Source organism: Bradyrhizobium sp. NAS96.2 (assembly GCF_001908235.1).
In the GTDB taxonomy this organism is placed as follows: Bacteria; Pseudomonadota; Alphaproteobacteria; order Rhizobiales; family Xanthobacteraceae; genus Bradyrhizobium.
In genome coordinates this window covers 16,166-35,489 of sequence record NZ_LGHK01000124.1, presented here as the reverse complement: position 1 = coordinate 35,489, position 19,324 = coordinate 16,166, and the positions used below count along the sequence as shown (strand labels likewise).

Annotated in this window: 23 protein-coding genes; 10 read left to right on the top strand and 13 right to left on the bottom strand. The window is 62.5% G+C overall.

What is annotated here, in order from left to right; genetic code table 11:
- Positions 1–288: 288 nt before the first annotated feature.
- Positions 289–1,659 carry an MmgE/PrpD family protein gene (locus AC628_RS25600; protein WP_074129586.1) on the bottom strand — a complete coding sequence of 457 codons (1,371 nt, stop codon included), beginning with the start codon at positions 1,657–1,659 and terminating at the stop codon, positions 289–291.
- Positions 1,660–1,791: 132 nt separating this feature from the next.
- Between AC628_RS25600 and AC628_RS25595 the strand changes: the two genes are divergently transcribed.
- The gene (locus tag AC628_RS25595; protein WP_074129584.1) at positions 1,792–2,931 is read left to right on the top strand and encodes an FUSC family protein; all 1,140 of its coding nucleotides are present in this window, start codon (positions 1,792–1,794) and stop codon (positions 2,929–2,931) included.
- 7 nt (positions 2,932–2,938) lie between these two features.
- Here the strand turns inward: AC628_RS25595 and AC628_RS25590 are convergent, their stop codons facing one another.
- The 4 genes from AC628_RS25590 to murA all read right to left on the bottom strand — a co-directional run bounded on the left by AC628_RS25590 (position 2,939) and on the right by murA (position 6,922).
- Positions 2,939–3,595 carry a 2-hydroxychromene-2-carboxylate isomerase gene (locus AC628_RS25590; RefSeq protein WP_074129582.1) on the bottom strand — a complete coding sequence of 219 codons (657 nt, stop codon included), beginning with the start codon at positions 3,593–3,595 and terminating at the stop codon, positions 2,939–2,941.
- A 3-nt stretch (positions 3,596–3,598) separates the two neighbouring features.
- Complete coding sequence (locus AC628_RS25585) at positions 3,599–4,072, bottom strand: DUF2867 domain-containing protein (RefSeq protein WP_074129579.1); 474 nt, start codon at positions 4,070–4,072, stop codon at positions 3,599–3,601.
- 10 nt (positions 4,073–4,082) lie between these two features.
- The gene (locus AC628_RS25580) at positions 4,083–5,480 is read right to left on the bottom strand and encodes an MATE family efflux transporter (RefSeq protein WP_074129577.1); all 1,398 of its coding nucleotides are present in this window, start codon (positions 5,478–5,480) and stop codon (positions 4,083–4,085) included.
- A 149-nt stretch (positions 5,481–5,629) separates the two neighbouring features.
- Positions 5,630–6,922 (bottom strand): UDP-N-acetylglucosamine 1-carboxyvinyltransferase, encoded by a 1,293-nt coding sequence (gene murA / locus AC628_RS25575; RefSeq protein ID WP_074129575.1) that lies wholly within the window; start codon positions 6,920–6,922, stop codon positions 5,630–5,632.
- 675 nt (positions 6,923–7,597) lie between these two features.
- On the opposite strand from murA, the gene AC628_RS25570 reads away from it, so the two are divergent.
- Entirely contained in the window at positions 7,598–8,536 is a 939-nt protein-coding gene (locus AC628_RS25570) for an MBL fold metallo-hydrolase (RefSeq protein WP_074129599.1), read from the top strand.
- On the opposite strand, the gene AC628_RS46195 is transcribed toward AC628_RS25570, so the two are convergent.
- Entirely contained in the window at positions 8,533–8,766 is a 234-nt protein-coding gene (locus tag AC628_RS46195; protein WP_502689768.1) for a CBS domain-containing protein, read from the bottom strand. The two genes, AC628_RS25570 and AC628_RS46195, sit on opposite strands and share 4 nt — an antisense overlap.
- Before the next feature lie 288 nt (positions 8,767–9,054).
- On the opposite strand from AC628_RS46195, the gene AC628_RS25560 reads away from it, so the two are divergent.
- From AC628_RS25560 to AC628_RS25550, 3 genes are all read left to right on the top strand, one after another.
- On the top strand, positions 9,055–9,426 hold the full coding sequence (locus AC628_RS25560; RefSeq protein ID WP_074129597.1) for a carboxymuconolactone decarboxylase family protein: 372 nt from the start codon (positions 9,055–9,057) through the stop codon (positions 9,424–9,426).
- Between the two features lie 477 nt (positions 9,427–9,903).
- A complete protein-coding gene (locus AC628_RS25555; protein WP_074129574.1) occupies positions 9,904–10,047 on the top strand; it encodes a YgaP family membrane protein in 144 nt (47 codons plus the stop codon).
- 16 nt (positions 10,048–10,063) lie between these two features.
- Positions 10,064–10,324 (top strand): hypothetical protein, encoded by a 261-nt coding sequence (locus AC628_RS25550; RefSeq protein WP_074129572.1) that lies wholly within the window; start codon positions 10,064–10,066, stop codon positions 10,322–10,324.
- A 149-nt stretch (positions 10,325–10,473) separates the two neighbouring features.
- Here the strand turns inward: AC628_RS25550 and AC628_RS25545 are convergent, their stop codons facing one another.
- The 6 genes from AC628_RS25545 to AC628_RS25525 all read right to left on the bottom strand — a co-directional run bounded on the left by AC628_RS25545 (position 10,474) and on the right by AC628_RS25525 (position 14,612).
- Positions 10,474–11,049, bottom strand: coding sequence for a hemerythrin domain-containing protein (locus AC628_RS25545; protein ID WP_083633140.1), 576 nt, complete (start codon positions 11,047–11,049; stop codon positions 10,474–10,476).
- Between the two features lie 514 nt (positions 11,050–11,563).
- Positions 11,564–12,241: a helix-turn-helix domain-containing protein gene (locus AC628_RS25540; RefSeq protein ID WP_245321303.1), complete on the bottom strand. Its 678-nt coding sequence runs from the start codon at positions 12,239–12,241 to the stop codon at positions 11,564–11,566.
- Positions 12,242–12,417: 176 nt separating this feature from the next.
- Positions 12,418–12,597: a hypothetical protein gene (locus AC628_RS44220; protein WP_210190261.1), complete on the bottom strand. Its 180-nt coding sequence runs from the start codon at positions 12,595–12,597 to the stop codon at positions 12,418–12,420.
- 22 nt (positions 12,598–12,619) lie between these two features.
- Positions 12,620–13,342, bottom strand: coding sequence for a CBS domain-containing protein (locus tag AC628_RS25535; RefSeq protein WP_074129569.1), 723 nt, complete (start codon positions 13,340–13,342; stop codon positions 12,620–12,622).
- Between the two features lie 62 nt (positions 13,343–13,404).
- Entirely contained in the window at positions 13,405–13,698 is a 294-nt protein-coding gene (locus AC628_RS25530) for a c-type cytochrome (protein WP_502689769.1), read from the bottom strand.
- Between the two features lie 77 nt (positions 13,699–13,775).
- The gene (locus AC628_RS25525; RefSeq protein ID WP_074129567.1) at positions 13,776–14,612 is read right to left on the bottom strand and encodes a universal stress protein; all 837 of its coding nucleotides are present in this window, start codon (positions 14,610–14,612) and stop codon (positions 13,776–13,778) included.
- A 163-nt stretch (positions 14,613–14,775) separates the two neighbouring features.
- Here AC628_RS25525 and phbB point away from each other — a divergent pair, with 163 nt between their 5' ends.
- From phbB to AC628_RS44215, 5 genes are all read left to right on the top strand, one after another.
- On the top strand, positions 14,776–15,501 hold the full coding sequence (gene phbB, locus AC628_RS25520) for an acetoacetyl-CoA reductase (RefSeq protein WP_074129565.1): 726 nt from the start codon (positions 14,776–14,778) through the stop codon (positions 15,499–15,501).
- 15 nt (positions 15,502–15,516) lie between these two features.
- Positions 15,517–15,999 carry a CBS domain-containing protein gene (locus AC628_RS25515; protein WP_074129563.1) on the top strand — a complete coding sequence of 161 codons (483 nt, stop codon included), beginning with the start codon at positions 15,517–15,519 and terminating at the stop codon, positions 15,997–15,999.
- Complete coding sequence (locus AC628_RS25510; protein ID WP_083633135.1) at positions 15,996–16,376, top strand: hypothetical protein; 381 nt, start codon at positions 15,996–15,998, stop codon at positions 16,374–16,376. Before AC628_RS25515 ends, AC628_RS25510 begins: the two co-directional genes overlap by 4 nt.
- A 25-nt stretch (positions 16,377–16,401) precedes the next feature.
- Positions 16,402–18,279 (top strand): alpha/beta fold hydrolase, encoded by a 1,878-nt coding sequence (locus AC628_RS25505; RefSeq protein ID WP_083633134.1) that lies wholly within the window; start codon positions 16,402–16,404, stop codon positions 18,277–18,279.
- Between the two features lie 137 nt (positions 18,280–18,416).
- Positions 18,417–18,587 (top strand): hypothetical protein, encoded by a 171-nt coding sequence (locus AC628_RS44215; RefSeq protein ID WP_168193447.1) that lies wholly within the window; start codon positions 18,417–18,419, stop codon positions 18,585–18,587.
- Between the two features lie 211 nt (positions 18,588–18,798).
- On the opposite strand, the gene AC628_RS44855 is transcribed toward AC628_RS44215, so the two are convergent.
- On the bottom strand, positions 18,799–19,221 hold the full coding sequence (locus AC628_RS44855; RefSeq protein WP_074129561.1) for a hypothetical protein: 423 nt from the start codon (positions 19,219–19,221) through the stop codon (positions 18,799–18,801).
- Positions 19,222–19,324 lie beyond the last annotated feature (103 nt).

The window sequence follows — 19,324 nt, the reverse complement described above, 5'->3', positions numbered from 1 at the left end:
ATGCTAGAACGACGAGTCCCTTCCACTATTCCTGCCGCGGAGTATGGGTCCCTGCTTTCGCAGGGACGACGTGTGGAGGGAATCTCGCGCCCACTACACCTGTCATCGCCCGGCTTGACCGGGCGATCCAGTACGCCGCGGCCTCTCAGCTCAAGCTCAGCCGTCTCTGGAATACTGGATCACCCGCATGCGCGGGTGATGACACCGCGTTGTTTGACAGCTTGAATCGAGACCCATCCCCTTCGCCAGGATGACGGTTGTGGATGTGGCGCGCCGCGACGTCCGCGCCTACTGCCGCCCCAGCTGCGTCGCTTGCTCCACCCGATCGAACCGCTCCAGCGTCAGGATCGCGTCGGCGAGTTGGTCGGCGCGCTTGTCGAGCACCGGGCGGGCCAAGGTCAAAAACTTCTGCTGCATCGCCTTGGCGTCGGGGAACGAGGTCGGCTCGCCGGAGGGATCGGCGTAGAGGCGCTCATGTACGCCGTCGTCTGTCGTGATCGAGACACGGGCGCCGAACGGGTGGGTGCGGCCGACTTCGAGCCGGTCGTCCTGTACCACGTCGAACTTGTCGGCGAGCGCGTCGATTGCCGCATCGCCCAGCCGGTCGTAATCGTCCCAGCCGAAATGGCCCTGGTCGAGCGCGATCGCGCCGGTGAAGAACATCGAGAACTGGCCGCCGACCACCGAGGTGGGGTGCCGCTTGGTGGCGGCATCGCCGGTCAGCGTGATGCCGTTGCGGTGCAGGCCGATCTCGACCTTCCTGATCTGGTCCGGCGTCAGATTGTGCTCGCGCCGCATCGCGATCAGCGCGTCGATCGCGGCGTGGGTGTAGCGGCAGCTCGGATACGGCTTCACGCCGATCTTCAGCGTCTCATAGGTGCTGCCGAGGCCGGCCACCGCCTTGTCCGGATGCGCGTCATCGGTATAGCCGACCAAAAGGCCATGCTTGCCCTCGACCGAGTCGCTCGAACCGATGAAGTCGTTGCGCGCGAGCGTCGCGGCGATCACGCCGTTCATCGCAGCGGCGCCGACCTGGTAGCGCTTGTTCCAGGCGCCGTTGACCAGGAATTGCAGCGAGCCCGCGGCCTGGCTGCCGGAGATGCCGAAGGCGGAGACGATCTGCTCCTTCGACAGGCCGAACAGCTTGGCCGCCGCCGCAGCGGCGCCATAGGTGCCGGCGGTCGCGGTGGGGTGGAAGCCGCGGGCGTAATGCGAGGTCGGGTCGAGCGCATTGCCGAGCCGGCAGCACACTTCATAGCCGGCGACGATCGCGGTCAGCACGTCGCGGCCGGAGGCGCCGACCATCTCGCCGACCGCGAAGGCGGCGGGCACCACGGGTGCGCTCGGATGCAGCGAGGAATCGGCGTGGGTGTCGTCGAAATCGAGCGAATGGCCGAGCGCGCCGTTGAGCAGCGCCGCCACCGCCGGCGTCCAGGTCTTGCTGTCGCCGAACACCGTGGCCTCGCCCTTGCCGTCCAGCGCCAGCGCTTCCAGCATCTTCATCAGTGAGGGCGTCGATTCCGCATCGCGGCGGGCGCGGATGGTGCTGCCCAGGAAATCCAGCGTCAAAACCTTGGCGCGCTCCAGCACCTGCGGCGGGATGTCGGAAAATTTCAGGTCGGCGACGTAGGCGGCGAGCGTTGCGGTTTCGTGGGCCATCGTGTTTCCTCAATCTTGCGGCGCAGGGTAGGCGGGCAGGTTTGGCCTTTCAAGCCACCTTGCCGCCGCGGGCAGCAGCCATGCTTGACGTCCTTTAACATAGGCCTTTCCATTGATTGCGGATCAGGGTGCATGAGGACCTTCGCAAAACGCATGTTCGACCAGCTCTGGACCCGTAAGACGCAGCTGGCGCTGGCGGTCCGGATCGCGTCCGCGGGCGTCGCGGCCTATACCATCGCGGTGGCGATGCACCTGATGCTGCCGCTCTGGGCGGTGCTGACCTCGCTGATCGTCACGCAAATGAGCGTCGGCCGCTCGTTGAAGGCAACCCGCGACTACATGCTCGGCACCATCGGCGGCGCGATCTATGGCGGCGCGATCGCGGTGCTGATCCCGCATTCCGGCGAGGGCAGCCTGCTGGCGCTGCTGGTGCTGGCGATCGTGCCGCTGGCCTTCATCGCCGCACTCAATCCCAGCCTGAACTCGGCGACGGTGACGGCGGTGATCGTGCTGCTGCTGCCGACGATGCATCATTCCAACCCGTTGGACTCCGCGATCGACCGCGTCCTCGAAGTCACGGTCGGCGCGCTCACGGGCCTCGTGATCTCGTTCCTGGTGCTGCCGTCGCGCGCGGTCAGCCAGATCAGGGTCAATGCATCGAAGCTGCTGGAACTGCTTTCGGCGGCATTCGCCGAATTGCTCGCCGGCTTGACGCGCGGCCTCGACAACGACGCGCTGCACCGGATCCAGGACGGCATCGGCACCGCGGTGACCAATCTGCACGCGACCGGCCTCGAGGCCGAGCGCGAGCGCTCCATGCATCTGTCATCGGGGCCGGACACCGGCCCGCTGCTGCGGACCATCCAGCGGCTGCGGCATGACGTCGTGATGATCGGTCGGGCCTGCGTCGTGCCGCTGCCGGCGGATATCCAGGCCCGGCTGGCGCGACCGCTGGCCGAGGTCAGCAAGGCGATCGTGGCTTACATGGTGTCGGTCGCGACCGCCTTGCGCGCCGGCAGCGGCCCGGCCGACATGGCGCCGGTCGATGCCGCGCTGCATGCCTATAGCGAGGAGGTCGCCGCGGTGCGAAGGGATGGCCTGATCCGCGGCCTGCCGGTCGACGCCGCCGAACGCTTCTACGCGCTCGGCTTCTCGCTCGACCAGATGCGGCAGAACCTGAATGACCTCAAGCGCTGCCATGGGAATTGGTGCACCAACGAGGATGCTTCGGAGAAGGTCGTCGCCGACGCACCGGAGAAAAGCGCGGCATGATCTCCGGCTAGGCCTTGCGGCGTGTCAGGCCCTTGCTTTCCATGCGCCAGATCAGGAGGTCGATACGGTCCTGACCGAAGAAGGGTTCGCCGGCGAATACGAAGGTCGGCACGCCCCAATGGCCGGACGCGGCGTGCGCCTCTTCATTGCCCTTGATGACCTGTTCATAGCGGTCGGGATCGGCGGCGACGGCCGCATCCATGGCGGCGAGATCGAAGCCGGCGGCATCAGCCGCGTTCGCCAGATGATCGCCCTCGTTCCAGCCCTGCACCGAGCCGTCCCACAGCACGCGGCTGATGGCGGAGGTGAAGGCAAGCGACCGCCCCTCAAGTTGGGCGGCGGCGCCGAGCCGGGTCAGGCGGTGGATGTAGGGCTGATGTTCGGCGACGTCGAGCGTCGTCATGTCCTGCACGATCGGGTCAGGACGCGGAAAGCGGAACGGGATGTTCTCGTGCTTGGCGACGCGGCTGGAGTCGAGCACGACATAGCGGGCGAATTGCGGATTGGTCTTCTTGAAGAAGCCGGGCACGCGCACCGCGAGCGGATAGACCGGCCGCAAATTCACCGCGACATCGTAGTCGGCGACCATCTTCAACGTCTTTGGCAGCGCGAGGTAGCTGTAGGGGCTGCGGAACGAGAAGAACAGGTCGACCGGCAAGGTCATGCGCTAGCCCCCGACCTTGCGCAGCATCACGGGCACGATCAGGCGGTGGAACGGCATGATCACTGCGAGATAGGCGCGGCCGAACCAGTTATGGGTGAGCACCAGCGTGGTCGCGGTGATGCTGCGCGCGGACCCTGCGGGCGCGATGTCGACGACAAGCCGGAAGTCGAGATGCTTGTCGTTGAAGCCCGCAACCAGCCGCTCCGGCGTTTCGCTGACCACCGGAAAGATGCCGATCATGTCGCGGTCGACGCCCTCGGTTGCGCCGGTGGTTTTCAGCCCGAGCGGCGCGACCAGGAGATTGCGCAGGGCTATCAGCCACTCGAACCAGCGCGGCCATCGGGCCACCATCGCCTCGGTGGCGTGTCGCGCATCGAGGCCGGGGTCCGTGGTCGCAATCCTGAACGCGTCGATGAACTGCGCGCCGGCGAGCAGTGCGTCGGAATCCACGTTCGGCGTGATCTCGTCGACCCTCATTTGGCAACCTTCATCCAACCAGTCTGCGTGCCAGCAGGCGGAAACGCAAGACAAGGAGCGTTGCATAAACGGCAGTGCCGAGCGACAATCCGATCCAGACACCGGGGGCATTGAGCCTGGCCCAGAAGGCAAGGGCGGAGGCCGAGGCGAAGCCGATCAGCCAATAGCTGATGATGGCGAACAGCAGCGGCACCTGGGTGTCGTTCATGCCGCGCAGTGCGCCGGCGGTGGTCGTCTGCACGCCGTCGGCGATGAAGAACGTCGCGCCGATCAGCAGCAGCATCGCGGTGAGCTGTGCCGTCGCGTCTGAGGCCTCGCCGAGGAACAGCGCCGCGATCTCGAAGCGCGCCAGGATCACCGCGAGCGTCATGATGCTCATGAACACGCCGGAAAGCGCGACCGCGACAAAGCCGGCGCGCTGCACCGCGTCGGTGTCACGGCGGCCGACCGCCTGGCCGACCCGCACGGTGGCGGCCATGCTGACGCCGAACGGCACCATGAACAGGATCGCCGCGATCTGCAGCGCGATCTGGTGGGCGGCCAGCGCCGTGGTGCTGATCAGCCCCATCAACAGGCCGGCCGCGCCGAACAGGCCGTATTCCAGCAGGAAGGCGATCGAGATCGGCGCCCCGACGGCGACAAGCTTGCCCATCAAAGGCCAGTCGATGCGCCAGACGCGGCTGAACACCTGGTACTTGCGGAACGGGCGTCGCCGCGCCGCGAACCACACGCCGGCGAGGAAGGTGCCGAGGTTGACGATCGTGGTGGCAAGTCCGGCGCCGAACATGCCGAGCTCGGGCATGCCCCATTTGCCGTAGAGCAACAGATACACCATCAGCGCATTGGCCGGGATCGCCGCAAGCGTGATCCACAGCACCGGCTCCGGCCGGTTCACCGCGCTCATGAAGCCGCGGATCGCGATGAACCACAGTGCCGGCAGGATGCCCCAGGCCAGCCCGAACAGATATTGCTGCGCCAGATGCGCGATCGCCTGGGTCTGGCCGAGCGCGAGCAGGATGCGCTCACCCTGGAACGGCAGCGCCATCAGCGGCAGCACCATGAAGAAGCCGGCCCACAGGCCGACGCGGAGCGCGCGCCGCATCACCCGCGGGTCGCGTGCGCCGAATGCCTGCGCGGCCAGCGGCGACACCGCGGACATCATGCCCATGCCGATCGTGAAGCTGACGAAATAAACGGTATGCGCCAGCGCCGCCGCGGCGATGCTCTCGCTGCCGAGCCGGCCGATGAAGGCGAGATCGGTCGTCATCATCGCGATCTGCCCGAGCTGCGTCAGCGCAAGCGGCACCGCCAGCTTCAGCGTTTCCGCGAGCTCGGCCGTAAGCAGCTTGCGAGAGGGGACGACGGCCGCGCGCGACGCGGCCGGGTCGATCTTGTCGATGCAGGTCATGACGGCACGTCTAGCACGATAAACCGGCCGGAAGGATGGCCGAACTGCCCAACGCGACGATCTCACGCAGAGATCGTCGCGTCTCAAGCTGTTGTTTGAGCATGATCCGACCGGAAAACCGCTGCACACTTTTCCGGATCATGCTCGGACTACAATCGCGCAGGTATCCGCTTGATCTTGGCGCCGAGCGCGTTGAGCCTCTCGTCGATCCGCTCATAGCCGCGCTCGATCTGGTCGGCATTGTTGATGGTGGAAGTGCCGTTGGCGCAAACCGCTGCCAGCAGCATCGCCATACCGGCACGGATGTCGGGCGAATTCATCGGCGCGCCGCGCAGCCGGCTCGGGCCGGCGACGATCGCGCGGTGCGGGTCGCACAGCACGATGCGGCCGCCCATCGCAATCAGATTGTCGACGAAGAACATCCGCGACTCGAACATCTTCTCGTGCATCAGGATGACGCCGTCGCACTGCGTCGCGGTGACGATCGCGATCGACATCAGGTCCGCCGGGAAGGCCGGCCAGGGCTGGTCCTCGAGCTTCGGCACGTGGCCGCCGAAATCGTCGTGGATCTTCATGGTCTGGTTCGACGGCACGACGAGGTCGTCGCCCTCGACGCCGCAGACGATGCCGAGCCGCTCGAAGCCCATCCGGATCGAGCGCAGGTGCTCGACGCCGGCGCGCGCGATGCGCAGCGGCGAGCGCGTCACCGCGGCAAGCCCGATCAGCGATCCGACCTCGATATGGTCGGGCTGGATCGCGAAAGTCGTGCTGCCGAGCGTCGCCGGCCCATGCACGATGATGGTGTTGGTGCCGACACCCTCGATCTTCGCGCCGAGCGCGATCAGGAAATTGGCGAGGTCCTGCACATGCGGCTCGGAGGCCGCGTTGCGCAGATAGGTGGTGCCGCGCGCGGCGACGGCGGCGACCAGCGCATTCTCCGTCGCGGTGACGCTGGGTTCGTCGAGGAACACGTCGGCGCCCTTCAGGCGCGAGGCGCGGAATTCCAACCGGTGCGTCGCGGTCACCGTGGCGCCAAGCTGCTCGAAGGCCAGAAAATGCGTATCGAGGCGGCGGCGGCCGATCACATCGCCGCCGGGCGGCGGCAGCGCGACCTCGCCGCAGCGGGCCAGCAGCGGACCTGCCAGCAGGATCGAGGCGCGGATGCGCGCGCACAGCGCCGGATCGAGATCGGCGGCGCTGATCTCCTTGGCGTGGATCTGCAGCGTGTTGCGCTCGGTCCATTCGGCGCTGGCGCCGACCGAACGGCACAGTTCGACCAGCGTTTCGGTGTCGCGGATGCGCGGCACGTTGGTCAGCGTGACCGGATGCTCGGTCAGCAGGGCAGCTGCGATGATCGGCAGCGCGGAATTCTTGTTGCCCGACGGCTCGATGGTGCCCGAAAGGCGGCGGCCGCCCTCGACGATGTATTGGATCGGCGGCACGCGGAATGTCCCCTAACGCATCATCCAGACTTGGATTCAAACTGGCCATTCAAAATTCCATAATAGAATCAATGGCTGCCCGGCACCGTAACACAATTCCCTGCGTAGCTTCCACCCGAAAGGTAACCGCACGACAGCGCCGAGTGCGCTGTCACGGATATGTCATCCCGCCCAGGGCGGTTGCACGTCTCAGAAGAATTCATCGTTCCTCGGTAGCGACATCCAGCACTGTTGGTGGTGGAGGGCCGCGGCTTGCCAGCCAGCGCAGCCGTTCGATCTCGCCGAGCCATCGAGTCGGAACGCGCATATCTGTCTGACCGTGCCGATCACTTCCGCCGAACCCACCGAAGATATCCTGCAACGAACGCCCGATGATCGGTCTTGGCGTTCGGCAGATACGGATAGCAGCGTGCTGGAATTCCGAACCTGCACCGCATGGGCGCCTTGGTCCGCCATCCCGATGAAAGGTTCATGGGTTATCACCGAAATTATTCGATTGTCGGCTAGTCTGCGCCAGGAGCAGATTCTCGGTTGCGAAGGAGGATAGCGGCCAACAGCGCAGCGGTGGCGAGATGCAGTCGAGCCAACCCGTCTGCGAATTGCCAAAGGAGGAACGCCATGAAGTTTGGACGGTTTCTTTTTGTTGCAGCTACGTTATGTGGCTTTTTCGGTGTAATGGCCTCCCCGGTGGCTCAAGCGGCCGAGCCGAAGAGTCAAATCACCATACTCTACGACGCATTCGGCACAGACCCGTCTCTGACCAAGGATTGGGGTTTCTCGGCTCTCCTGGAAATCGCCGGGAAGCGTATCCTGTTTGATACCGGAGACAACGCCGACATCTTTGCGGCCAACGTCAAGGCAAAAGGAATCGATCTCACCAACCTCGATTTCGTCGTTCTATCGCATCGCCATTCGGACCACATGGCCGGCCTGAACCACGTCTTGAGCGTCAATCCAACAGTCAAGATCTACGCCCCCAAGGAGGGATTTGGCATTTATGGTTCGTCACTGCCATCGAGCTTTTATCGAAAGGACGAGGCTCTGCCGCCAGAAATGCGGTACTTCGATGGTAAGCCGCCTGAGGTCATGAAATTCGGCGCCGCGTGGGCAAGTGCTCGCTTCGAGCTGATTGATCAGACCACCGAAATTGCACCTGGCATCACACTCATTGCGTTGATCTCAGACTTGCCTGGCACGAAAGAACTCAAGGAACTGTCACTGGCTGTTAATACCCCTGACGGACTGGTGCTCGTAGTAGGTTGCTCGCATCCGGGGATCGAGCGAATTGTCGAAGCAGCGACGGCCATCAACCCCAAAATCCACATGATCGTCGGCGGCTTTCATCTCGTTACAGCCCCAGATGAGCTGATTGCAAAGGTGGTCGCCGCTCTCACCGAGAAATACAAGGTCGAATATATTGCGCCTGGCCACTGCACGGGCGAGCCAACCTTTGCGGCCCTGAAGAAGGCATTTGGATCGAGATACCTTTACGCGGGCCTCGGCACTTCGCTTGCGCTAGGACCAAGCGTTGGCTCCGACACGCGACGTGGCGAGGGACCTGCCTTCGATGACTTTACCATCTATCGCAGATTGGCGAGCCACGAAGAACGTTAAGCGATGCCAAGCACGATTGGCTGCCCTGAACGGAGGCAGCCAATCGGACGGACATAGACGCATTGCGCCGCCGCATGAGCTTGGTCGGTCGCCAGCAATCCGTTGCGCTTGCTTTCAGTCCCGATCTCGCTGCGATGAAGGAAATCTCCCTCCGTGAGGATTCCGACAAGCGTGCCGTCGCGGTCGATCACCGGAAGCCCGCTGATACGATGCTGGAGGTGCGCGAACATCCGGCATTCTCCCATCCTTCCAGAAACTGACGCTCAGCCTAATTGGCGATGCAACGAACCGTCGATCTGACGCAAGTCGAGAAAGTGCGTTTGGTTTGATCTGGCGCAATGAGCGGAAGCGATGCGCGCGTCAGATGGTATGCATCCTTGCAGGCCAAACACGTACGTCCTTCAGACAGGCTAGATCGTGTTCCCGGGCTGCGTTGGATGAAGGGTGGCGTTTGCCGACATGCCCGTCGGCAAGCCCGCCCTTCCTGGCTAACCTCTATGCCGAAGATTGGGATTGATATGAGAAAAGACTATTCCAACCTCTGCAAACATATTTCCGGTAATCTGGGCGACTTGCGCCGCGATATTCCGGAAACCATGCGCGCGTTCTCGGCCCTGGCGCAGGCGGCAACGAAAGATGGTGCTCTGGACACCAGGACAAAAGAGTTGATCGCGCTTGCTCTCGGCGTCGCCGCCCACTGCGACGGATGTATCGGTTTCCATGCCGAAGCGTTGGTCAAACTCGATGTCAGCCGCAAGCAGGTCGAGGAGACGCTCGCAATGGCGATCTACATGGGCGGCGGACCATCCCTGATGTATGCCGCCGACGCGCTGGAGGCATATGACCAGTTCCAGGAGCGCGCGGCCGTTCCCGAGCCGGTGATGGACTGATCCGCATAGCCCGCCAGGGCTTTATCGTTGGGGGTCTTCGTGAAGCGCTCAAAACATCCCAAGCCGCGGCCGAAGTGATGCGAGCGCGAAGCTGCCGCGGATCTGCGGCCGTCGAGAAGACCGGCGGAGAATGCTGCGGGATCAACGCGGAAGAAACCACAGGACGACGCAACCTATTGGGAGTCCCGCGCTGAGCGGACGAGGCGTCAGGCCGGGCGATATAAGGACGAGGCCATTCGTGAGCACTTCATGAAGATCGCGGCCGGATATGAGGCGCTGGCGGGATGGGCGCGCAGCGTGGGGCGAGGACCAGGGTAGCCCCGCGGAACGCCGCTGTGCGGGTTAAATGGAGAACCCACGGCAGCGCGACTTGGATTTCCGATGACGTAGTCGGCGTCAGCTGCAAATTGATCATGATCAAGGCCTCGAATTGGCGTGTGTTCAACATGCGCCTTGCAACAAGGGAGGCCTATTGCCATGGCACGTAACGTCGGACGAATTGATCAGTATGTCCGGATCATCATCGGTTTGGCGGTCCTGATCGCTACTGCGTTCTTCTCGTATTGCCCGCTCTACTTGTTGTTGGGAATCAATACCGTTCATAGATCGAGTGCGGTTTGAGGTCTTTGCAACTTTGATGGATACGAACCTCACTCTTGCGGAGTTGCGATCGCGGCTCAATCGTCTCGAGACTGGCACTGTTCTGAAAATCTCCGAGCGCGATTATGAACGACTGTTTGGGATCAACGAGATAGCCGCCGCGAACGTTGCGGAATTTGCCAGGATGCATCATTGCGTAAGCATCCCCGGAGCGCATGCGGTGTATTTCCGAAAATGGGACGCCGACACGCACTGCTCTCCCCAGCTTGTTCCGGACGACAGCGCCATATCTCGTTGAACAAAATCCGTTCGACTGACCTTCAGTCCAGGATGAGGTCGCGGCTATCCCGTGGACCGGGGCGTTTCTGGGATTCGCGCTCGCTTACGCCCCGCTGCTCTGCAGCGTGCGCAAGCTCTGAGACGGAGATTATTTTAGCAGAGCGTGGACTAACGTTTGTCCTGGTGCCGTTCCGCTTCAGCCTCTTGCTCCAGTCGCAGAATATGTGTCCTTAAGGCATCGAAAGTCTCTTCGGCTGCGTCACTGAAGAGCGGATCCCTATGATCGGTTAAGGCTGAACCGACCTCCTCCCAATCCTGCGGCAGTAGAGCCTTGAGGGCTGCGGGGAAGAAATCGCGCTCCTCCACCATCATATGATGCCGCTCGCGCACGATGAAGTCTCGCACGATGTTGCCGACGTCCTGTCGAAGAAACTCATGACCTGCGAGCACACTGTCAATTGCTTGGGCGAAGCGCTGCAAACGTTCGGCCCCATCTGCGTGCTCACGTGCGAGATCACCGATGCTTGTGGCCGCGTCCGGATCGCGAAGCCTCAGCTTCGAGAAGATCAGGTCTTCCTGAGGATGATGGTACACCTCTGGGTAAACTTCGAAATAGCTGATGATCGCCCGAATAACCTCATAGTCGGGGCGACGCCCGCGCTCAAAAAGCGCCAGCTCGCGCTCAAGGACAGTGAGAAGTAGGTCAATATTGCGATGTTCTCTGCGCAATAGATCGATGATCACGGCGGCGCTCCTCTCCTTAGAGGAAGTATCTGAAGCAACGTAAGGCGAAGGCAGTCTCATCGTTTGCGCCAGATCAAATGTGAGCCGATTCATTTGCGGGGGGCGTTCCAAGCCGCGAGGCGCCAACGCCGCGTCCGATTGCCGGAAGTTGCGATTGGCCGAGGCGCGATCGTTCCGCGGCGGCGTTGTACCGCTCCACTTCGTCGGCTTCATTGATCTCGCGCAGTTCGGCTCAAGTTCTGCGATCCTCCTGCAACATATTCCGAGGGGCATTACGGCAGGCGATCTATCCCGGAGGGATCTAAGGCGTCGATGGCGCGTGCCTATCCGAACCATATGCCTACGGCGATCGATGGTTCATCCTCGTGGGTTCGCAGGCGCCGGCGAGATCGTCAACGAACGCAGTTTCGGATTGGCGATTCCGGAGAGCGCGACCATAGACAATCTTGAGGCGGCGCGCCGCTCTGTATACTAGTCCGCATTCCGAGGGTCGCCGAGAAGGCCTGCGACAACCTTACCCGACCAGGACCCGATTGCAGATCGCACGCCTGCGCAGTTCGACCCGGCGGGAGGTCGGAAGCGAGATTACGCCGTTCTGCTCGAGCTGGGTGAAGGTGCGCGACACCGTTTCGATCGTCAGGCCCAGATAGTCGGCGATATCCTGCCGCGACATCGGAAGCTCTATGGCGGCATTCTTGAAGGTGCGGCGCGCCATCTCGTGCAGGAAGCCCACGACCCGTTCCTCGGCACTGCAGATCAGGAGCATCAGGTGTTCCTGAAACCGGCGCAATTCCTGAGCCGTCGCGTCCCAGAGTTGGCGTGCCAAATCCTTCTCGTGGCCGGCCCGGACCATGAGCGCGGAGCGCTTGACCACGATGACCCGCGTCTCGCAGATCGCCTCGGCCGAAGAGATATGGGTTTCGCCGCCCTCGAAGCCGAAGATATCACCGGGCAGATAGAACGCGCCGATCTGGCGGCGACCGTCATCCAGGATCCTGTAGGTCCGGACGGCGCCGGAGACGATCTGATAAAGATATTCCGCGGCTTCGTCCTCGCCGTAGATCTCACTGTTGCGCGCGAACCGCATCGGGGTCCCGATCATGCCGAACGGCCCTTCGGCACGAGCCTGCCGGTCAAGGATGCTGGTCGGATGGCGGCTAATCTCGGAAGAAACGGCGGTCTGGGTCAGCACGGCGACGCTCCATTGAAGGGAAGATCGATGGAGGCACATTGACCGGATCTAGCGGGCCGGGAAATTTGGATATTTCACCTAAGTAGAAACCACCTACGTAAATATACGTAGGTCCGAAATCTGGGGACGAGAGAGGCTTGCGCGCGCCGCGAGACGTCGGTCTCAGGACGCGCGTATCAACGGCCGGATCGGGCGATGTGCTTGTCGGGAAAGGAGGCGCGTATGCTGGATCGATCCTCGTCCTTCTCCAGTCGCTGCCGGCGCGTTGTGCTGTGATCAGTCAGGGCGAGCACCAGCGCAAAAGACGAGAAGACGAGGCCGACGATCGAGACCACGAACAGCGTATCCATTGCCATGTTTAGGTCTCCTCATATCCGATTAGCCAGCCGCCTTGATGTCCTCCGGCGACTCCACGTAGTAACCGGAGTAGCCGTCGACGAAGCAAAGATGGTCGTGGACTTCTTTGACGCCCGAGGTGTTTTCCGCGAGCACGATCGCGGCCTGGCGGGCACGATCGTCGAAGATCAGGCCATGCAAGTGTACGGCGCCATTACGCACCCAGACCTGGAAGCCGGCAGGTCGCCAACCGGTCGCGTTGATCCCGCGCAGGATCCGTTCACGGATATGAGCGTCATCGGCCGTCGGGTCCGGAACCTCGCGGGCCAGCGACGCGACGGCCTGCAAGATGTCTGCTCGAGTGACGATTCCGACCATGGTCTTTCCGCTCACAACCGGCACTCGCTTCACGCCATGCTTGTGCATCAGATGCACGATCTCATCGAGCGGCGTCTGCTCTTCGACGGTGATTGGATTCGTGGTCATGACATCCTCGACCTTGCGGCCGCGCTCGTGGACGAAATCGGTCGCGGCGCGGCCGACGCCCGTGAACAGTTCCAGCCAGGCCGAACGCCTGTGCCCTGTTCCGATCTCGGCTCGCTGCAGGAAATCTCCCTCCGAAACCATGCCCCTGAGTGTGCCATCTTCGTCCATCACCGGCAGCCCGCTGAGGTGGCATCGCAGCATGATGTTGGCAGCATCTATGATCTTCGTGTGCGGGCTGACCGCGATGATATGCTTGGTCATGACCTGATGCGCGCGCATGTGGACCTCCGGGTTGAAAATTGAATCCTATGACTTTTGCTCACACTGCATGTTGACCTGCCTCAACGGTTGGCTTTGCTGGACTCCAGCGATTTCAAGAACAGGATGAAGTCGTTGACTTGGTCCGGTTCGAAGCTGAACTCGGGCATGGTCGGATGCCCGGTCACGATTCCTTCCGCCAGCGCTTCCTGCAGCATCTCGACCGGGTAGCGCTCGTGCAGGGTTCGGAACGGCGGTGCGATCCTCAACGGGCTCGGGCTGACCCGGTCGATTGAGTGGCAACGGGCGCAGTAGAGCTGCGCAAGGCGCCGACCTTGCTCCTGATCCGCTCCGGCCGGAGCCGGCGCGGCGCAGATCGTACTGATGGCGACGACGCCGTAACCGACGAGATGGAGGAGTGTCCTGGCGGGATGTGTCACGAGCCGTCTCGCGTTTAGTGGGACATCAGGACCGGAACGGTCATCGCACGAAGCATGTCGCGCGTCACGCCGCCGAGCAGGGTCTCCTGTAGCCGGGAGTGGCCGTATCCACCCATCACCAGGAGGTCGAGGCTCTCATCCGCCGCGATCGACAGCAGGATTGACTGGATTTCCGATCGGGACGCGGGCAGCGACGTGACCTTGGCCGGAAGACCTGCCTTGGCAAGGTATCGCAGCAGATGGTCCGTGGAACTTTCCGCGGGGATCGGGGCAGGGCCGTCGATGGTGACGATGGTGAGGGCGTTAGCCTCGCGCAGCAGCGGCATCGCGTCATGCAGCGCCCGAGCGGCAAGCCGGCTGCCATCCCAGCAGATTCCGATCCGCTTGGCAGAAAATGCGCCGTGAAACGTGTAGGGCATGAACAGGACGGGCCCGCCGGCATCAAACAGGAGCTCCCGCGGGATGACGTTGTCGTAGCTGTCTTGCTCAAGCTGTGGCTGGACCACCACAGTCAGGTCGTGCAGTCGCGCGCTCGCGCAGACGATCTCGCGGGCATCGATCGGAACGGCAGCCGCGGCGCGGGTCGTGTATGAAATCCCCGCATTCCGGGCCTCAGTATCGAAGACGCGCAGCGCCGCCTCGGCGCGTTCGAGCGCCTGTGCATGCTCGACCTCGAAGAGGGAGGCGACGGCCACGCCGCCTTCAGCGACGAACGGGATGCTGGCCGTCTCGTAGCCGATCGCAACTGCATCGAGATGCGCGCCCGTGCTGAGCGCGAGTGAAACCGATCCGTCCACCGCGGGGCGCGGCGACAGTTCCGTGGGGATGTGGACCAGGATGTTCCTGAGCATGGCTTGTTCTCCTGAAGTGTGGAAGAGACAAGCCCATCAAAGCACGTGCCGACGCGGGACAATTTGATCTGCCTCATACGTGCCTTTTGCTCTTCTTTGAGCGAGATCAATCCGCCGGATGCGAACTTCGCGCAATTGTCGTGCCGAGATCGGAGCAGCAGACATGGCACGCGTCGCATTGGTAACTGGTGGAACTCGGGGAATCGGTGCTGCGATTTCGCGCGCCCTCGCCGGCGCGGGATATCAGGTGGCAGCCAGCTACGTTGGAAATGCCGGCGCCGCGTGGTCGTTTCACGATCAAACCGGAATCCAAGTCTTCCAGTGGGATGTCGCGAATTTCGAGGCCTGTGCGGCCGGTGTCCGGGAGGTGGAGGCCGCGCTCGGCCCGATCGACATCTTGGTCAACAATGCCGGCATCGTGCGTGACGCCACACTGCATCGAATGACCAGGCAGCAATGGAACGCGGTGATCCGCACTGATCTCGATTCGCTGTTCAATATGTGCCGGCCGGTTATCGAGGGCATGCGGGCGCGCAAGTTTGGGCGGATCATCAACATCTCGTCCATCAACGGGCAGAAGGGCCAGGTCGGCCAGACGAATTATGCCGCGGCGAAAGCCGCCGAGCTCGGCTTCACCCGTGCACTCGCCCTCGAAAGTGCGCGGTCTGGGATTACTGTCAACGCGATCTGCCCGGGCTATATCAACACTGAGATGCTCGCTGCCGTACCGGCAGACATCATGCAGAGCGCGATCCTTCCGCGGATACCTGTCGGGCGGTTGGGCGAGCCGGAAGAGATCGCCCGAGCCGTCCTCTTTCTTGCTGCAGATGAAGCAGGATTCATCACCGGATCGACGCTCTCGATCAATGGCGGCCAGCATATGAGCTGAATAGGAGGAACGACAATGCTTGCAACCGATGTGATGCGCAGCTCGTTCGCGACGATCAAGCCAACTGCCACCGTGCTCGATGCCGTCCAACTGCTGCTCGAAACCGATCAGCGCGGCCTGCCGGTCATCAACGATGACGGCGATCTCGTCGGCATGATTTCGGAGGGCGATTTCCTCCATCGCGATGAGCTTGGCGTCAATCCTCCGTCTGGAAACTGGTTGGAATCGCTGCTTGGAATCGCGGAGAACACACCAGAACGCGAGCGTATGCGTTCGTTGCATGTCGCGACGCTCATGAGCTCTGCGCCGATCACCGTCGATGTGGAAGCCTCGATCGGCGACGTTGTCGCGCAGATGGACGTCTACGACGTGTCGCAGGTTCCGGTGATCTGCGCCGGAGCTGTCATCGGTATCGTCAGCCGCAGGGAGTTGCTTGCGGCCCTGGCGCTGCGATTGAGAGAGAACGCTGAAAGAGCAGGCACTGGAGGTCATTCATGAACGAGATCACTGTTCAAATGCATGCACGCGCGGTCGTCTGGATCGATCACCTCGTTGCGAAGATATTCGGTGTGGGGCTGACGGGCGTCAGCGCGGCCGCCGTCCATGCTCACTTGCCGTCGCAGCATCTTCACCACAAGGCGAACACGATCGGCGATGGTCGCGTCCAGCCCGATCCGACATTTCTCGCCAGGGTTGGAGAGGCCTTGAGCAGTTGCACCGATCTGCTCGTTATCGGCCCGGGCACCGAGAAGACGGAGTTGGTGGACTATCTGAAAGCGGAAAGGCCCGATCTCAATCTGCATGTCGAGGCGAGCGATCATCCGACCGACCGCGAGATCGTGGCGCTGGGTCGGCAGCGGTTCCGTCTCGACTAAGTAGGCGGCGGCGTTTGACGCCGGAATGGTGCCGGTGGCCGAGCAGCATGAAGCTCGCGCCCATCGGGCGCGGGCAAGGAGGCCAGCGGTGACAGTCAATGCAATTCTCGACCAATCAGCGTCCCCTGCCAACGACGATTCTGTTGCAGCCGGCGCGCCTGCTCCTGTGCTGCCTGGCCGCGAGGCATTGACCGACGCCGAATCGATAGACCATCTGGTCCATGCGGCGATGGCGCAGTGGACCGGCGGGCTTTCTCCCGCAAGCCTCGCGCTTGCCTTCGCCGATTGGCAGCTGCATCTGGCCGCGTCGCCTGGCAAACGGCTTGAGCTTGCCTTGAAGGCACTGGGCGACGGTTCGCGCTTTGCGCGCATGGTGTCGACGCCGCATGCTGCGTGGCAGCCTTGGTTCATGGTCAAGCCTCAACCGGGCGACAACCGGTTTATTGACCCGGACTGGACATTGCCGGCCTTCAATCTCATGGCCCAGGCGTTCCTGCTCGGCGAGCAGTGGTGGCATTCGGCGGCAAGCGGATTGCATGGCGTTTCGAAGGGAAATGCAGCGATCGTGGATTTCGTCCTCCGTCAGTGCCTCGACACCGCAGCGCCGTCCAACTTCGCGCTCAGCAACCCCGAAGTTCTGCGCGAGATCATGGAGTCAGGCGGTGGCAACTTCGTGTCGGGTTGGCACAACTGGCTGGATGACTGCAGAAAGTGGTTCGGAGGCCAGTCATCCGAGCCTGCTCAGTTCGTGGTTGGCAAGGACGTTGCGGCGACCAAAGGTAAGGTCGTCTACCGAAACGAGCTGATCGAGCTCATACAATATGCGCCCGTGACTGCGGACGTCTGCCCGGAACCCGTGCTGATCGTGCCAGCCTGGATCATGAAATACTACATTCTTGATCTCTCCCCGCAGAATTCCCTGATACGTTTCCTGGTCGAACGCGGCTTCACCGTGTTCGCGATCTCTTGGCGAAATCCAGGTCCGGCCGACCGCGACCTTGGTCTCGATCATTATCGCAAGCTCGGGGTCGAAGCTGCAGTCGACGCGATCAATCAGATCGCTCCCGGACGCGCGATCCACGCCACGGGTTATTGTCTCGGCGGTACATTGCTTGCGATCGCCGCGGCCCGCCTGCAGAAAGAGCGTCCCGGTTGCCTGCGATCGGTGACGCTGCTCGCAGCTCAGGTCGATTTCACGGAGGCGGGTGAGCTGACGCTCTTCATCAACGAGAGCCAGGTTGCGTTTCTCGAGGACATGATGTGGCGGCGCGGCGTGCTCGAGGCGGCGCAAATGGCTGGTGCGTTCCAGCTGCTTCGGTCGAACGACATGATCTGGTCACGCCTGGTGCGCGACTATCTGATGGGCGAGCGGGCCGCTCCAAGCGACCTGATGTCGTGGAATGCCGACGCCACGCGCATGCCTTACCGGATGCATGCCGACTATCTGCGCAAGCTGTTTCTCGACAATGACCTCGCCGAGGGGCGCTACCTGGCCGACGGCCAGCCGGTCGCGTTGTCCGATCTTCGTGCCCCGATGTTCGTGGTCGGCACGGTGCGTGACCACGTGGCGCCGTGGCGATCGGTTCACAAGATCCATCTGCTTGCGGACGCCGATATCACATTCGCGCTGGCGAGCGGTGGTCACAATGCTGGCATAGTTGCCCCGCCTTCGGAGGAGTGGCACAGCTATCAGGTGCTGGAGAGGAAAGAGGGCCAACCTTATGTCGGCCCGGACGAGTGGTTGCACAAGGCCGCGCATCGCGAGGGATCCTGGTGGCTGGAATGGGTTCGCTTCCTGACGGCGCATTCTGAGGCTTGGGTGCCGGCGCAGCCGACGCTTCACACGCCCCAGGGTGGGGCGCCGCTCGAGGATGCGCCCGGACGGTATGTCCTGCAGCATTGACCAGCGGCGCAATGAGTTGCGGACGGATTTGATCCGTCGCAATTCCTCGCTGACGTGAACCTCTACGATACCAGTGAGATGGGTGAGCGGCGTCAAGTCGTCGGCGCCAGGCCCCACCCGGCTCCAGGGAGGAAGTCATGAGTCTGATCCTTCGTATTTTCCTCGCCCTCGCAGGAGTCATCACCGCGTTGTTTGTCGCTCGTGACTCCCTGAAGTTTGACATCATGCAAATGTTCGTGGCTATCCTGCTTGTGACCGGAGTTTTGCTAGTCGGCAGCCTCTGGAGCCTGTGGCGGCGACAAGCCTGACGGACCCGCTGTTTCGGGAGGTTTGGCTGATGCGCCGTTCAGCACGGCGCAGGGCGCGGTGCTCCCAACATAGGGCCCCTCGCATTTCACGCTCCGGATTGAAGCGTTGAGCGCCGGCGTAGTCGCATCGGCCCAATCTGTGCGACGCTGCCGTTTCGCATGTTGCGACTGCAAGGGTAGATGCAGCGCGGCATCGTTCGATTGAATCGGGTCAAGAGCGCCTGGCGGTCGCAGCAACTGACGCGATGAAATCAATGTTGGGTTCAAGATGATCCGGCCGAGCAGTTTTCGCGACGATCGAAAGGCCGAAGGCCGGCCTTAGGCCAGCCCTCGGAGAGCCGACGGCGAATGCCGAGAACGCTTTCGAAAGGGAAGCGCCTAGCGTCCTTTGAGCTTTGGGGGGGCGCTTGGTGACGTTCATCAGCATCAATGCCACTGCGGATGCCGCAGCAACAAAAACCGCGGTCCACCTGACCGTGGAGACGGCAAAAGCCGCGTCAAGCCGCCAGCCATGGGGCGCCGGCTCGGTCGTGGCAAGCGGCACCAGGTCCGGGAAGTACCAGTTGCAGAATAAAGCGAGTGCGAGGGCGAGGATCGCACTAACGACAAAGATAAGCGTCAATCGGCGTTTCATGGAGATCCTCCTGTTGGCGCATGGATGGTGCCAGACCCGGCTGGATCAACCAATTCAGGAGTTTCCCTTAGGTGATCTACCGCCCATCCGGTCCGTCGAAACC